This is a genomic window from Noviherbaspirillum sp. FW303-A3 (assembly GCF_058788695.1).
Genome location: NZ_JBYTAZ010000001.1, coordinates 1,297,294 through 1,311,912 on the forward strand (window position 1 = coordinate 1,297,294; position 14,619 = coordinate 1,311,912).

The 14,619-nt window shown below is 58.8% G+C and carries 13 protein-coding genes and 1 tRNA gene; 1 reads left to right on the forward strand and 13 read right to left on the reverse strand.

From position 1 onward, the window contains the following. Window positions 1-41 precede the first annotated feature (41 nt). The 5 genes from nusA to AC3WOY_RS06360 form a co-directional block, all read right to left on the reverse strand. Window positions 42-1,601, reverse strand: coding sequence for a transcription termination factor NusA (gene nusA / locus AC3WOY_RS06340; RefSeq protein WP_492421871.1), 1,560 nt, complete (start codon window positions 1,599-1,601; stop codon window positions 42-44). Then, window positions 1,598-2,083, reverse strand: coding sequence for a ribosome maturation factor RimP (gene rimP / locus AC3WOY_RS06345; protein WP_492421873.1), 486 nt, complete (start codon window positions 2,081-2,083; stop codon window positions 1,598-1,600). Before rimP ends, nusA begins: the two co-directional genes overlap by 4 nt. A 263-nt stretch (window positions 2,084-2,346) precedes the next feature. Then, window positions 2,347-3,897 (reverse strand): 23S rRNA pseudouridine(2605) synthase RluB, encoded by a 1,551-nt coding sequence (gene rluB / locus AC3WOY_RS06350; protein ID WP_492429211.1) that lies wholly within the window; start codon window positions 3,895-3,897, stop codon window positions 2,347-2,349. Further along, on the reverse strand, window positions 3,875-4,813 hold the full coding sequence (scpB, locus tag AC3WOY_RS06355) for an SMC-Scp complex subunit ScpB (protein WP_492421875.1): 939 nt from the start codon (window positions 4,811-4,813) through the stop codon (window positions 3,875-3,877). Before scpB ends, rluB begins: the two co-directional genes overlap by 23 nt. Window positions 4,814-4,967: 154 nt before the next feature. Next, window positions 4,968-5,044 (reverse strand) — tRNA-Met (locus tag AC3WOY_RS06360). Between the two features lie 159 nt (window positions 5,045-5,203). Here AC3WOY_RS06360 and AC3WOY_RS06365 point away from each other — a divergent pair. Further along, window positions 5,204-5,779, forward strand: coding sequence for an NUDIX hydrolase (locus AC3WOY_RS06365; RefSeq protein ID WP_492429213.1), 576 nt, complete (start codon window positions 5,204-5,206; stop codon window positions 5,777-5,779). A gap of 158 nt (window positions 5,780-5,937) precedes the next feature. On the opposite strand, the gene AC3WOY_RS06370 is transcribed toward AC3WOY_RS06365, so the two are convergent. From AC3WOY_RS06370 to AC3WOY_RS06405, 8 genes are all read right to left on the reverse strand, one after another. Further along, a complete protein-coding gene (locus AC3WOY_RS06370; RefSeq protein ID WP_492421877.1) occupies window positions 5,938-7,314 on the reverse strand; it encodes a choice-of-anchor Q domain-containing protein in 1,377 nt (458 codons plus the stop codon). Between the two features lie 523 nt (window positions 7,315-7,837). Continuing rightward, entirely contained in the window at window positions 7,838-8,455 is a 618-nt protein-coding gene (locus tag AC3WOY_RS06375; protein ID WP_492421879.1) for a sugar transferase, read from the reverse strand. After that, entirely contained in the window at window positions 8,455-9,606 is a 1,152-nt protein-coding gene (locus AC3WOY_RS06380) for a DegT/DnrJ/EryC1/StrS family aminotransferase (RefSeq protein ID WP_492421881.1), read from the reverse strand. Before AC3WOY_RS06380 ends, AC3WOY_RS06375 begins: the two co-directional genes overlap by 1 nt. A gap of 3 nt (window positions 9,607-9,609) precedes the next feature. Continuing rightward, window positions 9,610-10,380 (reverse strand): class I SAM-dependent methyltransferase, encoded by a 771-nt coding sequence (locus AC3WOY_RS06385; RefSeq protein WP_492421883.1) that lies wholly within the window; start codon window positions 10,378-10,380, stop codon window positions 9,610-9,612. After that, window positions 10,377-11,480, reverse strand: a complete 1,104-nt coding sequence (locus AC3WOY_RS06390) for a DegT/DnrJ/EryC1/StrS family aminotransferase (RefSeq protein WP_492421885.1) — start codon at window positions 11,478-11,480, stop codon at window positions 10,377-10,379. The genes AC3WOY_RS06385 and AC3WOY_RS06390 overlap by 4 nt, the downstream gene beginning before the upstream one ends. 3 nt (window positions 11,481-11,483) lie before the next feature. Continuing rightward, entirely contained in the window at window positions 11,484-12,104 is a 621-nt protein-coding gene (locus tag AC3WOY_RS06395) for an acyltransferase (protein ID WP_492421887.1), read from the reverse strand. Window position 12,105: 1 nt separating this feature from the next. Beyond that, window positions 12,106-13,155 (reverse strand): Gfo/Idh/MocA family protein, encoded by a 1,050-nt coding sequence (locus AC3WOY_RS06400; RefSeq protein WP_492421889.1) that lies wholly within the window; start codon window positions 13,153-13,155, stop codon window positions 12,106-12,108. 31 nt (window positions 13,156-13,186) lie between these two features. Beyond that, window positions 13,187-14,563, reverse strand: coding sequence for a nucleotide sugar dehydrogenase (locus AC3WOY_RS06405; RefSeq protein WP_492421891.1), 1,377 nt, complete (start codon window positions 14,561-14,563; stop codon window positions 13,187-13,189). Window positions 14,564-14,619: the final 56 nt, after the last annotated feature.

The following is a 14,619-nucleotide window of genomic DNA, read 5'->3' on the forward strand; positions in this document are numbered from 1 at the left end:
TTTTCTATGTGGCATGGCAGATGATGTTGGGGCAGTCCGGCTTACTTCGCCTCGACCAGTTCTCGCGCTTTCGCTTGCAACGCCCGTGCCCGGTCGTCGTACTTGGCGTCGATGAGCCGCATTTCATCATCGGTCACATCTTCAAATTCGTTTTCGATCAGTTGACGCGCGCGCTCGATCGGCAACGCCAGGATCGATCCGAATTCGTCATAGGCCAGTCCGGCAAACGCATCCAGCGTCTTGATGCCGGCCAGTCCGAGTTTGCCTGCGATAATGCGGTCGATACCGTCGAGATTCACCAGCGTATCTTCCATGCCTTCCAGGCCTTCCTCGGAAGCAATCGCTTCGGTCACGAGGGCGTCACGGGCGCGGTTGCGCAGTTCGTTCACGGTTTCCTCATCGAATGCTTCGATGTCGAGCATCTCGGTGATCGGCACGTAGGCAATTTCTTCGAGGCTCGAGAAACCCTCGTCGACCAGGATCGCAGCAACCTCTTCGTCCACATCCAGCTTTTCCATGAACAACGCGCGGATGGCGGCGCTTTCAGCAGCAGATTTATCGGCGGATTCTTCAGCCGTCATGATGTTGATCTGCCAGCCGGTCAGCTCGGATGCGAGACGCACGTTCTGACCGCCGCGACCGATGGCGATGGCGAGATTTTCCTCGTCCACGACGACGTCCATCGCATGCTTTTCCTCATCCACGACGATCGAGGTCACGTTCGCCGGAGCCAGCGCACCGATGACGAACTGTGCCGGATCTTCCGACCACAGCACGATGTCGACGCGTTCGCCGCCGAGTTCTGCCGTCACGGCCTGCACGCGCGAGCCGCGCATGCCGACGCAGGTGCCGATAGGATCGATGCGCTTGTCGCTGGTAAAGACAGCAATCTTCGCGCGCACGCCCGGGTCGCGGGCGGCGGATTTGATCTCCAGCAGGCCTTGCTCGATTTCAGGCACTTCGAGTTCGAACAGTTTCATGATGAACTCTGGCGCAGTGCGCGACAGGATCACCTGCGGGCCGCGGGCATTGCGGTCGATACGAAGGATGAATGCGCGGACGCGGTCGCCAATGCGCAGGTTTTCCTTCGGGATCATCTGGTCGCGCGGCAGGCGTGCTTCGATCTTGCCGGATTCGACGATCGCATCGCCGCGCTCCATGCGCTTGATAGTGCCGGTAACCAGTGCGTCGCCGCGAGCCAGGAAGTCGGCGAGGATCTGCTCGCGCTCGGCGTCGCGGATACGCTGCAGCACAACCTGCTTGGTGTCCTGTGCGAAGCGGCGGCCGAATTCAACCGATTCGATCGGTTCTTCAATATAGTCGTCGACCTCGATATCCGAAATCTGTTCTTTCGCTTCGAACAGCAGCACTTCCTGATCAGGCAACTGCAGGCCGGCCTCATCCGGCACCACATGCCAGCGGCGGAAGGATTCGAACTCGCCGGTCTCGCGGTCGATGGACACGCGGATGTCCACCTCGCCCTCGTAGCGTTTCTTGGTTGCTTGCGCGAGCGCGTGCTCGAGCGCTCCGAAGACGATTTCTTTATCGACGTTTTTTTCTCGTGCCAGCGCATCGACCAACAACAATACTTCGCGACTCATGCTTTGCGACTCCTAAAGTCCACTTTCGGCACCAGGCGTGCCTTGTCCACATCGGCGAGCGTGAAATCCAGCATCGCCGGCCCATCTTTTCCTTCAAATTCCAGCTTGAGCGTTTCGCCTTCCGGTGCATGCAGGATGCCCTGGAAGGACTTGCGGTTGGCCGCGCCCGGCATCGGCATGCGCAGCTTCACCACGGCCTCGTGCCCCGCGAAGCGTACATAGTCCGAGTGCTTCTTCAGCGGACGATCGAGACCGGGCGACGAAATTTCGAGACGCTCGTAATTCGCGTTCTCCACCGTCAGCACGTGCGACAGCTGGTGGCTTACCTTCTCGCAGTCTTCCACCGTGATATTTCCCTTGTCCGCATCTTCCGGCGGGAAGTCGATGTACACGCGCAGCAAACCATGGGCCGCCTGCTCGAAATCGACAAGCTCGTAACCCATGCCAACGACGGTTTTTTCAATCAGATCCAGCAACCGCAAAACTATTCTCCGTAACGGTCCAGGCAGGCTGTGCTTGCACACAAAGCGTTCAAGAAAAAAAAAATGGGCATCTGCCCATCTCTTTTTTATCGCCCCCGCGCCAACTCAGGTGATCCCTGAATGCTCCCCGGTCGCAGGCCGACCTTTGTTAACTCACTAATTATAAACAATTATTTGGCGCACCGCAATGAAAACGCGGCCCCAACGGCAAAACCAGAGGCCGATATATTTCTCAATGGAAATTCTTGATGATATACCCAGCCTCAGCCACGAGTACGCCTGCGCGCCATTCCTTGCATGCCAACGCCACCCCGCATCTGACTTCCGCCACGACGGCCGTGTCCGATATCAGGAAAGCCCAAGGCGGTCTGCAGCGGATCCGGCTGCCGCCCCCGCTGCTGGCCTTGTCCCTGCCCCTGACCGCGAGCGCCATTGCTTCCGCGTGCCTGGCCGCGCTTCTGGCCCTGAGGCGATTTTTCGAACACGTTACCGTTGCGATCACCACCTTGCCGCTCACCGCGCCCCTTTGCCTGGGCAGCAGGCTTTTCGAGTCCGCTCATCGCCATCAGGTCGCGGACAGCATGCTCTTCGAGCTCTTCCCAGCGGCCGCGCTTCAGATTGCTCGGCAAGGTCAAGGCACCGTAACGGGTGCGGATGAGGCGCGAGACTGTCAGGCCTACGGCTTCGAACATGCGGCGCACTTCGCGATTGCGACCTTCGCCGATGGTGACGCGATACCAGCGATTGACACCTTCGCCGCCGCCATCCGCGATTTTCGAGAACTGTGCCACGCCATCTTCCAGCTCGACGCCGCCCAGCAGCTTCTGGCGCATACCTTCTTCAAGCTCACCCAGGGTGCGAACCGCATACTCGCGCTCGATACCGTAACGCGGGTGCATCAGGCGATTCGCAAGGTCACCCGACGTCGTGAACAACAGCAGGCCTTCGGTATTGAAGTCGAGCCGGCCCACTGCCAGCCATTTGCCAGCCTTCATGGTCGGCAGGCGGTCGAACACGGATGGACGGCCTTCAGGGTCGCTGTGACTGACGATCTCACCGGCAGGCTTGTGATAGACAAGCACGCGCGGAGGACGCTTGGAGATCTTGCGCTGGATCAGTTTGCCGTTGATGCGCACCTGGTCAGTCGGGAGAATACGCTGCCCTATATGGGCAGGCTCGCCGTTGACGGACACGCGGCCGGCAATGATGAGTTCTTCCATGTCGCGGCGCGAACCGAGGCCGGCGTCGGCGAGCACCTTGTGCAGCTTCGGCGCGTCATCTTCCGCGGTCAGGTCCCGGCGAACCGCTTTTTGCGGCCCATGCCGTCCGTTGCGGCGTCCGTCATCGTCACCGGAGGCATCATATGCCTCGGATGTAACGAACGAAAACACATCGTCCGCATCACTGGATTTTGCGCCAGGCTTCTGCTTCGAGGCTCCGCCTGCCGGCTTGCCACGCCCTTTCTGTGCCGGCTTGCCTTTCTGGCGCTCGTCGCGCTTGCGTGCGTTGCCGCGCTGCGCCCTCTCCGGCTCTGCCACGACACCTCCGACCGGCTGGGCATCAACTCCCTCTGCAGGTACAGTTGCCGCCTTCACCTCGTCATTGCCGCCTTCCTCACGCGGCGCACGCGTGCGCCGCAGACTGCGAGGGCCGCGCACGCCGCGCTTGGCCGGCTTCTTCTTGCCTTGCTCGGCCTGGCCATCGCCTGCGGATGCTTCGCCGTGAGGCTGCGCCTGCTTGTCTTCGGATTCGGCGCGGCTTGTAGATTCGGTGGCTGTGACCACGTGGGAATCATTGTGGTTGGGCAGATTCATCATCGGATTCTTGATTATGCTGGCTTGGCACCGCATTTTTCTGCTCGTCATCCGCGGGGGCGGCGTTATCGGCATGGGCCAGTTCAGCGTCGGTGGAAACGGGTTCTTCAGTCCCGGTGTTCGGTTCAGACCCGGATTCGTCACCGGCGTTCTGCGTGATTTCTACAAAATTGTTGCTCCCGGAGGCCACTGCCGCGCTTTCCGCAAGCATCTCCGCTGCCGCCTCCCCCTCCTCGGGCAATGCCTGCGCATCGACAAGTAGCAACTGCTCTTCGGCAGGCTGCTCGGCGGCGGAAAAATCCATTGCCGCCTGGTCCAGGCTTGCCTGCATCTCGCCGCCCAGCGCCTGCAACTCAGGCAGCATGCCGCCCGGCGCCCCTTCTTTGGACACATCCTGCAGCGGCGGCAGCTGTTCGAGCGATGTCAGTCCGAGGTCGTCGAGGAATTGCCTGGTCGTGGCAAACAAGGCTGGCCGGCCAGGCACATCGCGATGGCCGATTGCCTCGATCCAGCCCCGATCCTCGAGCATCTTGATCGTCTGCGAGTTGACGGTGACGCCGCGAATTTCCTCAATATCGCCGCGCGTGACCGGCTGGCGATAAGCGATGATGGCGAGCGTTTCGAGTGTTGCGCGCGTATATTTGGGCGGCTTTTCCGGATTGAGGCGCTCCAGGTATTTCTTCATTTCCGGCCGACTCTGGAAGCGCCATCCGGTCGACAGGCTCACGATCTCGATGCCCTTGTCGGCCCAATCGTTGCGCAACTCTTCCAGCATCGATTTGATCGTATCGGCACCGACTTCTTCGTCGGCTTCGTCATTTTCCGCGTAGAGCTTCTTCATGTCGTTGATCGACAGCGGCTCATGGGCGCAAAGCAACGCGGTTTCGAGGACTTTCTTCGCCTCAATAGTGTTCATTTTTTGCGTCTTGTTTTCTACTAGCAAAGTGCAGAAGTTATCGTCAACGGCAGGCATTCTGGATGCTGCTTGATCAGAGAACCTGGTGATGCTATTTCCGACGCCTGATTTATTGGAGGTCTGATTTAGGCGGGAATTGATAAGACATAAGACTTGGTTGCGGGGGCAGGATTTGAACCTGCGACCTTCGGGTTATGAGCCCGACGAGCTGCCAGACTGCTCCACCCCGCGTCTGAAGAGATGAATTATATCGTGCATCTACCAGTAACGCAAATGCAATCGCAATACTTTAACGCGGTGATACACTTGCAATGGTCATTTACCCAACTGAATAGAACTCGTGCTGGTTTGGCGCGGTTGACACATTCTCATTTATCTGCACGACCCAGTATGAAATTCTGCTCCGAATGCGCACACCCGGTTTCCCTGCAAGTCCCGCCAGACGACAACCGGGCGCGCTTCGTGTGTACGCATTGCGGGACGATTCATTACCAGAATCCGAAAATGGTAATTGGCTCGATTCCGGTATGGGAGCAGGATGGGCTGACGCAGGTACTGCTTTGCAAGCGCGCCATCGAACCGCGTTACGGCTACTGGACCTTACCCGCGGGCTTCATGGAAAACGAGGAAACGACGGCGGAAGCGGCATTGCGCGAGACTTTCGAAGAGGCGGGTGCCCGGATCGAGTTGCACGAACTGTTCGCGCTGCTCAATGTCCCCCATGTGCATCAGGTGCATCTGTTCTATCGAGCCACATTGCTCGACCTTGATTACGCGGCAGGAACCGAGAGCCTTGAGGTGAGCCTTTTTTCAGAAGATGAAATCCCTTGGTCCGAAATCGCGTTTCCCACTGTTGAGCATACGTTGCGCTGCTTCTTTTCCGACCTGGCGCGCGACAAGGCAATCGACGGCCATCAAGGCCTGCACACCCGCGACCTGCGAACGCCGATGCGGCGAGACAAATAGGTCATTGCAGGAAAGCGCTATCCAGACACGGCTTCACCAATGAAAAAAACCGCCGCCCCAAAAAGGGCGCGGCGGTTCAAGCATATAAAAATGCGATGGCACGATGCGCGTGCGTGTCTATTTGGATGCGGACACGCACGCTCTCGGCTGAGTGCTGATCAATACTTGTATTCGTAAGTGCCGATGTCAATGCCGGAACCTTGGGGACGCGCGGTGCCGAGCAGGTCGGTGGCCGGCGCGTACTTCGTGCCACCGCGATTGACTGCGGGCGAAGCGCTCTTCAATTGATAATTGCCCGCAGCATAGTCGATAAACTGCGGGTCGGCGCTGACCGAACCACTGATCGCACTGGTACCGACGCTGAAGTTTGCCCTCGCGTTGTTGTACGAGAGATTGTTCGTGTAGGTGTTGTGCGTGCCGTTATCGCCTTGCTGCCAGATGCCCTTGTCGTTGCCATAAACGATGTTGTTCGAGACATTGACGTAGTCGGCAGGCGCAGAGAGCCGGTAGTAGCCGCCGCCGCCGACAGTGATGCCACCGCCGCTCTTGACGATCGTATTGTTGGCGATGTCAAGGTTGCGGGCGTCATGCCACAAGTGAATACCCCAGTTGCCGATGGAATGGATGAGGTTGTTCTTTACCTTGCCGGATGTGCTTGTGTAAATGCCCTGGATGTACTTGCAACCGGTGATGCCGATGTGATGAACCACGTTCTCAAGAACGTCGATATGGTACCCGCCGTAGTAGTTGTGCGTGTTGATGCCCGAACCGCCCTGGCTATCGCATGTGCCGCTGGTCGCGATGTCATGCACGTGGTTTCCCTGCAGGGTGATATAAGAACCGGTGCCCACCAAGCCGTTGCGCCAGGTAGTGTTGCCCTTGGCACTGATGTCGAAACCAACGATGTCGACATAATTGCCGCGGTTGCTCCAACCGGTACCTGCAGTCGAACCGGAGGCGGGAACGATCTTCGCGCCCCATTTGGTATCGGATACATAACGGATGCGCGCGGAGGCCGTTCCGTTCGCCGTCGTCTGGAAACCGCCAGCGTACGTGCCAGGCGCGACGTGGACTGTCGTACCGGGTTTAGCGACCTTCGATGCCTTGAGAATCGTCTTGAACGGCGAGGTCTTTGTGCCGGTGTTCGAATCGGAACCTGTCGGAGACACGTACAGATGGTAGAGCGAGGTCGTGGTCGTTCCCATCAGTGTCGTCGTCTGAGCGACGGGCGCGGCCGGTTCCGTTGCAATACTCCCTGCATTGGCGACGGCAGCATCGGTCATATCGACTGCGCTGGTGTCGGGTGCAACATCGAGGGTAAGTTCCGGCGGAAGATCGGCATCCGATTTCACATCCACCGCATCAACATGGTCGGCTCCAGCAACGGCAACAGATTGCTCCATCTGGGCCATCGATGCGCCTTGCGCGTTTGCACTCGTGGCCTGTGTAACGGATTCGTCACCGCTGCCGCCGCCGCATGCAGCGAGAATCAACGACGTCAACAGAAGAGAAGGATAAGAAGTCTTGTATTTCAAGTGAAGCTCCTAGGAAAAAAGTCTGGTGGAGTAACCACGCCAGGCGAAAGGGAGCGAGGCATATAGCGCGGCCTCCTCCCGGCAAACGCTTAATTACGCTAGTACCGATGGGAAAGACTGTTGCCTCAAGGAATAAGTTCCCAGAGGAATGTTTCATGCGGTAAAGAAATTCGCGGAGGAAAGTGTCGGCGCCAAGCAGACACACGAGCGTAGAAAGGAAGTGCGCTGGGACTTGCTCGCACAAAAGCGACTCGAATCGGGGAAAAATCAAAGAAAAATTGCGCGGACATGTCGTGCGGCAACACACGCATGTCGGCGCTACCCGTCACAAAAAAATGGGTAAAAATTCTTTTTTAGGAGAGAAACGCGCGGAGATCCGGCGTGAAATGCGGCAGGGTTTGTGTCGGTTTGCTTGTCTATACCCGCGTGAAATGCGCCTCCCACCTCCGCCCCAAGGAGGCTTCGGACGAGGTTTCTGCGATGCAGATTCCTCTGCAATTCATCCGAGAATTAAGATGCCGTGTCAGCGTTCCGGACGGGAGATGCGATGACCTAGTCCGCAGATTGCTGCGATTGTCAGGATAATGATTTTCATGTCCGTCACGAAAGAACGTTCGCGCGCATACCGAACGTAATACCCGAGCTTTACCGGAAGCACGTCGTTAAGGTACGCTGCTTCAGGGTTCCCGGCTCGGGCGAGAATTTCGCTTTCATCCCTGAAGTAGATCGATGCCCAATCGGTAATTCCCGGGGCGACGGAAAGGACGATGCGGCGAACATCCTCGGGATAAGCCGCGACATAGCACGGGACTTCGGGACGAGGCCCAACCAGGCTCATTTCTCCTCGGACAACGTTCACCAGCTGCGGCAACTCATCCAGTTTGTAGCGACGCAGTACATTGCCCACGCGTGTGATCCTCGGATCCTGCCCGACCGTGATTTGCCTGCGCGAGTCCACGTCGATGCGCATCGACCTGAACTTGAGTATCCGGAAGGGCACGCCATGCCGCCCTATCCTCTCCTGGTGAAAAAACACCGGCCCCGATGAATCGCATTTGATCAGGAGCGCAATGACAACGAACAAAGGCGCCAGGAAGATGAGACCGATGATCGACGCCGAAAAATCGAACACGCGCTTCATCACCCCAGCAATTCCCTTAGAGTGCGTATCACTCGCCTCTGATCATCATCCGTCATGCGCGTATAAAGGGGGAGACTGACCACGCGACGGTAAGCATCCTCGGCAACCGGGAACTGGTTCGGGTCGAGGCGGTAGCGCTGGCGCCAGTATGGCTGTCGATGCAGTGGAATGTAGTGGACGCTGGTGCCAATGCCTTTGTCGGCGAGGGCCTGTATGAGGTCATCTCTCCCGATGCACGCATCATCGGACAAGCGCACGACGAACAGGTGCCAGGCATGGGCGCTGCCTGGACCGGGCAGTGCCGGCAGTTCCAGCGCCAGATTGGCCAGTCCGTCGAAATAGCGACGCGCGAGATGCTCCCGCCTTTCGAGAAAGCGGTCGATCTTCCTGAGTTGCTCGATGCCCAGCGCCGCCGCAATGTCGGTCAAGTTGTACTTGAACCCCGGCGCGACCACTTCGTAGAACCAGCTCGGCCGAGTCGATACGAACCTGTCGAACACGTCGCGGTTGATGCCGTGGATGCGCATCGTCCTGATACGCGCCATGACATCATGGTCGCGCGCAATCACCATGCCGCCCTCCCCTGTCGTCATGGTCTTGTTCGCGTAAAAACTGAATACCGTGGCGTCGCTTGCAAGCGTGCCAACCAGTTTCCCCTTGTAGCGGGTAGGGAATGCGTGCGCGGCATCCTCGACGACGTATAGCTTGTGCCTGCGCGCGCAGGCGATCACCGCGTCCATGTCGCACGCCAAACCGCCGTAATGCACAGGAACCACAGCACGGGTGCGCGGCGTTATCGCCGCGCGTATCGCATCCACGCTGATATTCAGCGTCACGGGTTCGACGTCCACCAGCACGGGCTCGGCACCGAGATACCGGACTACTTCAGCCGTCGCGGTAAATGTGAGCGTGGGAACGATGACCTCGTCCCCCGGACCGATCCCGAGCGCCTCCAGTGCAAGATGCAATCCTGCGGTGGCGGAGTTGACTGCCACTGCCTCGACATCGCCGCCTAGATACCGCGCGAACTCTGTCTCGAATTCTTTTGCCTTCGGTCCGGTCGTAATCCATCCGGAACGAAGGCACTCATTGACTGCATTGATTTCCTCTACACCGATTTCGGGGAGGGCATACGGCAAGAATTGAGACATGAGCTAACCTTTTTGACAAAACTCGCCGGCGGCGCCGTGCCGCGCAGGTTTGGGAATCCAGCACAAGACATGCGTGCACAGGAAAGGAAGCGCACCCAGGACGGGATAGGCACGCGTCGTCACGCGCGATATCCAGCGCGCCAGAGGCGGCGCCACGGTAATGCGCTGAAGCTGGGGTTCTGCCTCCGGAAAGAGTTCGCGGATGCGCTGCGGAGGAACACCACGCACATCCGCGTTCCTGGGATTGTCGTAACAGAAGTCATACCAGAGTATTGCGCCCCCAGGGCGGGTCATTTCCCACATGCGCGCCGCGAGGCGCTCCTGCAGATCGAGATCCAGGATGGAGGAAAACACTGTCGACTGGTAGACGATGTCAAAGCGTCCGCAATCAAGCGTCGAGGCGTCCCCTGCAACCATCCGCGTAGCAAGAGGAAGGCGCTTGCGCGCCTGGACCAGGCGGGCGTCGAGCAGTTCATTGCCGACCAGGTTGGCCGGATCGAACCCCCACTGGATGAACCGCAAGAGATTGCCGCCGCTGCCGCATCCCACCTCCAGAAGGGTCAATTCTTCAAGCCGGCGCAAGCCGACCCGCCGGAACAACTCGAGCAGCGCCTTTTCCTTCTCCAGCGCGGGCAGGTACATTCCGGGATTCAGCCATGAATACTGACCGGCCGGCACCTGCGTTTGCCGCAACGAGTAGCGAGCGGCGATCTCCCCGAGTTCGACATTTCTCCGCTCGGCAGCCTGTTCCGTCTCTGGCAATCCCTTGCTCATGCAGCCAGCTTTCCGCAGGAATTCTCAAGCACGGCTTCAACCACGCGGCGGACATTTTCTTCGCCGAGATAAGGCCCCATGGGAAGGCTCATCACCCTGCCCGTCATGGCGGCGGCAACAGGATACTCGCCGAATGGACCGAAGTGTGCATAGCCGGGCTGATCCGGTATCAGCACCGGATAGTGAACAGCGGTCGGAATTCCCTTCTGCTTCAGGGCATGCTGCATGCCGTCACGATCAGCAATCATTACCGTATATTGCGCAAACACGCTGTTGCAGTCGGTCCGTTGCCGCACGCTCTCCACCTGGCCTTCGAACAGCGCGTTGTACAGGTTTCCCAAGCGCATACGCTCCTGGATTTCGCTGTCGAAATGAGGGAGCTTGGCAAGGACGACCGCGCACTGGAGCGTATCCATCCGGCCTCCCACGCCGATCCGTGAATGGACGTAGCGTCGCTCCTGTCCATGCGTGCGGATCTCCCGCATCACCCGGGCCCATGTGTCGTCGTTTGTAAATACCGCTCCGCCATCCCCGTAACAGCCCAACGGCTTGCTCGGAAAGAAGCTGGTGCATGCGATGGGCGAGAGATTGCAGCTCTTTACGCCGCGGTATGACGCGCCGAAGCTCTGCGCCGCGTCTTCGATGACAATCAGGCCGTGCCGCTCAGCAATCGAATTAATTGCATCCATGTCTGCCGGCTGTCCATACAGCGATACTGGAATGATTGCACGGGTCCGGGATGTGATCTTCGCTTCAATGCAACCGGGATCAATGTTGCAGGTGTCAGGCTCGATATCCGCAAAGACAGGAACGCCGCCGAGCAGCCCGACCATTTCAGCCACGGAAATGAAGGAGAAAGGCGAGGTGATGACTTCGTCGCCGGGCTGCAATCCGATCGCCATCAGGGAAATCAGGATCGCCTCTGTCCCAGAGGCAACCGTAATGCAGTGCCGCGCGCCGGTGTAAGCCGCCAATGCCTCTTCCAGTTCAGCCACCTCCGGCCCGAGGATGTACTGCCCGTGCGCCAGGACTGCCTGGATGCGCCGGTCGATGTCTTCCTGAAGCGCCTTGTATTGTTCCTTGAGGTCGATAAATTCCATGCGCTATCCTGCGTTTTCAGTAAGTGATTGAACGATTTCCTGAGGAGCCGGTTCAAGGCGGCACATTCCGTCGGCTAATCGATACCTGTCTCCATTGCCGGGACAGATTGTCCGCCCGTTTCCGCGCAAAGGCAGGTCCAGACGTTCGCCATGCCGGCTCATCCAACCGATATGCCGCGCCGGCACGCCTGCCATCAAAGCAAAGTCGGGAACGTCGCCCGTCACCACCGCACCCGCAGCGATGAAGGCGTAGCTGCCTATGACGTGACCGCAAACAATCGTGCAGTTGGCCCCGAGGGTTGCGCCGCGCCGCACGACAGTCTTGCGGTATTCGTTCTTGCGCGCCACTTCGGCGCGTGGATTGCGCACATTGGTGAATACCATGCTCGGCCCGCAGAACACGTCATCCTCGAGCATGACCGCGTCGTAGATGGACACGTTGTTCTGGATCCTGACGTTGTTGCCGATCACGACATCATTGGCGACAAAAACGTTTTGCCCGAGGGACGAATCCGATCCGATGCGCGCGCCCGCGCTCACGTGCGAAAAATGCCAGATGCGCGTGCCGTCGCCGATGACTGCGCCATCGTCGACAACCGCCCTGGGATCGATGAAGACACCCATGCTAGTACTCCATCGGGAGGGCCACGCGCTTCCCGTCGCGGGCAGAGTGATAGGCCGCGATCAGGACTTCCAGCGACTTGAGGCCTTCTCGTCCGTCCGTCTCGGGATCAGCCTCGCCATAGAGTGACTGAATCACGTTCTCGTAATACAGCGCGTGACCGAAACCATAGACAGAGTTGGTCTGGTAGCTCGCATCCCTGATCGTTTCGTCCAACTGGTCTCGTTCGGCAAAATCCCAATGCTGGATTTCATTGAGGGCGACGCCCCCGATGCGAACGGTGCCGTGCTCGCCCAATATCGTGATGCTGCCTTCAAAATTCTTCGGATAGGCAAGCATCGTGACATTGACCGAGCCCAATGCTCCGTTGCGCCAGCGTACGTTCATCACTCCGGTGTCTTCGACCTCGATGTTGCGCTGTAGCGTGGCTGTGTAGGCCTGCAGGCTTTCGACTGGCCCGATGAGCCAGTCGAGCAGGTCGATATAGTGGCTGGCCTGGTTCATGAAGGCGCCGCCGTCGTACTCCCATGTCCCGCGCCACCGCGCGCTGTCGTAATACTCCTGCGGACGAGTCCAGAAAACGTTGACATTTACCATGTAAATGCGACCAAATCGCTTCTCGTCGATCGCTCGCTTGAGCGCACGAAGGGTCGCGTTTCTCCTGTTCTGCTTGACCACGAACAGCTGGACTCGCGCTTCGTCGCAGGCGGCAACCATGCGCTTTCCATCCTCCCAGCGCGTGGCCATCGGCTTCTCCGTGATGACGTGACGCCCCGCGTGCGCTACTTCGATCGCCTGCTTGGAATGCAATCCGGAAGGCGTGGTAAGGATTACGGCATCGGTCCGCGCCTCCAGCAGCAAGTCGGAAAGACTGGAGTATGGCTTGGCACCGGTCATGTCTGCCGCGCGCTCGAGCGCCAGGGATTCGATATCGCATACGCCCACCAATTCGCAACGGTCGGAATGCACCTTGATCGCCTCGAAATGGTTGCCGGCGATGCGTCCGCAGCCGACCAGGGCAAACCGGATCTTGCGGTCGGATAAGGACCTCATTGGAGCGATCATTGTTATCCTTCTCCTTTCCTCACGACTTGACAACATTTGCGCGGCGTTCGGTATAAACGCCCCGGGTGTCAACGATGAGCCGCGCATAGCGTTCAATCATTCCGTAATTGAAGGCGCTGTGGTCGGTCGCCAGCAAGACCAGATCGAAGCCGGCGATTGACTCCGGCGTGAGCGCAATGCTGCTCAGGTTGAAGCGGTGTTCCCGCAGCTTGGGGAACACGGGAACGTGGGGATCGGAATAGGCAATGACCGCCCCCTTCTCCCGCAACAGCTCCATGAGCTTGACTGCCGGGGATTCACGCATGTCGTCGACGTTCTTTTTGTAGGCGACACCCAGCACGAGAATCTTGCTGTCCTTGACGGCGCGGCCGCGTTCGTTGAGGGCTGCCGCCACCTTGTCCACGACCCATCGCGGCATGTCGTTGTTGATCTCGCCCGCCAGCTCGATAAAGCGCGTATGCAGGCCGTATTGCCTCGCTTTCCAAGTAAGATAGAACGGATCGACGGGAATGCAATGCCCCCCCAGCCCCGGTCCCGGATAGAAGGGTGTAAAGCCGAACGGCTTGGTGGATGCGGCGCCGATGACTTCGTGGATGTCGATGTTCATCTTGTCAGCGATGATCTTCATCTCGTTGACAAGGCCGATATTGACCGCACGATGGATGTTTTCCAGCAGCTTCGTCAGCTCCGCTGCCCGCGTCGAACTTACCGGAACCACCTGGTCCACCGCTGCCCCATAAAGCGCGATGCCGGCCGCCTGGCAGGACGGCGTACTGCCGCCCACCACCTTCGGTATCGAACGCGTGTCGTAGTGGGGATTGCCGGGATCCTCCCTTTCGGGGGAGAAGACCAGGAAAATGTCGTCACCAACGGAAAATCCGCGCGATTCCAGCCGCGGCTTCAATTCCTCTTCGGTGGTGCCGGGATATGTCGTGCTTTCCAGCGACACGATCTGGCCGCGCCGCAAGTGCGGCAACAGCATGTCTGCGGTGTTCAGAACGTAGCTCAGGTCTGGCTCGCGCGATGCATTGAGCGGCGTCGGCACGCAAATGATGACCGCGTCGGCTTCGTCAATCCGCGAAAAGTCGCTTGTCGCCGCGAATCCCGCATTGCGCGCCTTGGCGACCATATGGGGGGAGATATGTTCAATGTAGCTGCGCCCGGCATTCAGTTTTTCTACCTTTTCTGGATCGATGTCGAAACCGAGGACGCGGAAGTCCACCCCGGAGTAGCGCAATGTCAGCGGAAGGCCGACATATCCCAGGCCGACGATGCCGATTACCGCGCTTCTATCCTCGATCTTTCTTGTCAGACGTTCGAGGGCGGTAGCGTGGAAATCGATGTCGCTGATCGGAAGGTGGCTGATGACCGCGGAAGAAGCCTGAAGCGCATGCATAAATATCCTCGCTGGATGGATACGGTTGGCTGGTTTAAACGAAAGCATGGCCGGGA

Excerpts from the sequence above, each read along its gene's own strand:
- nusA (WP_492421871.1), bottom strand. The coding sequence starts at position 1,601 with ATGAGTCGCGAAGTATTGTTGTTGGTCGATGCGCTGGCACGAGAAAAA.
- rluB (WP_492429211.1), bottom strand. The coding sequence starts at position 3,897 with ATGAATCTGCCCAACCACAATGATTCCCACGTGGTCACAGCCACCGAA.
- scpB (WP_492421875.1), bottom strand. The coding sequence starts at position 4,813 with ATGAACACTATTGAGGCGAAGAAAGTCCTCGAAACCGCGTTGCTTTGC.
- AC3WOY_RS06365 (WP_492429213.1), top strand. The coding sequence starts at position 5,204 with ATGAAATTCTGCTCCGAATGCGCACACCCGGTTTCCCTGCAAGTCCCG.
- AC3WOY_RS06375 (WP_492421879.1), bottom strand. The coding sequence starts at position 8,455 with ATGAAGCGCGTGTTCGATTTTTCGGCGTCGATCATCGGTCTCATCTTC.
- AC3WOY_RS06380 (WP_492421881.1), bottom strand. The coding sequence starts at position 9,606 with ATGTCTCAATTCTTGCCGTATGCCCTCCCCGAAATCGGTGTAGAGGAA.
- AC3WOY_RS06385 (WP_492421883.1), bottom strand. The coding sequence starts at position 10,380 with ATGAGCAAGGGATTGCCAGAGACGGAACAGGCTGCCGAGCGGAGAAAT.
- AC3WOY_RS06390 (WP_492421885.1), bottom strand. The coding sequence starts at position 11,480 with ATGGAATTTATCGACCTCAAGGAACAATACAAGGCGCTTCAGGAAGAC.
- AC3WOY_RS06395 (WP_492421887.1), bottom strand. The coding sequence starts at position 12,104 with ATGGGTGTCTTCATCGATCCCAGGGCGGTTGTCGACGATGGCGCAGTC.
- AC3WOY_RS06400 (WP_492421889.1), bottom strand. The coding sequence starts at position 13,155 with ATGAGGTCCTTATCCGACCGCAAGATCCGGTTTGCCCTGGTCGGCTGC.
- AC3WOY_RS06405 (WP_492421891.1), bottom strand. The coding sequence starts at position 14,563 with ATGCATGCGCTTCAGGCTTCTTCCGCGGTCATCAGCCACCTTCCGATC.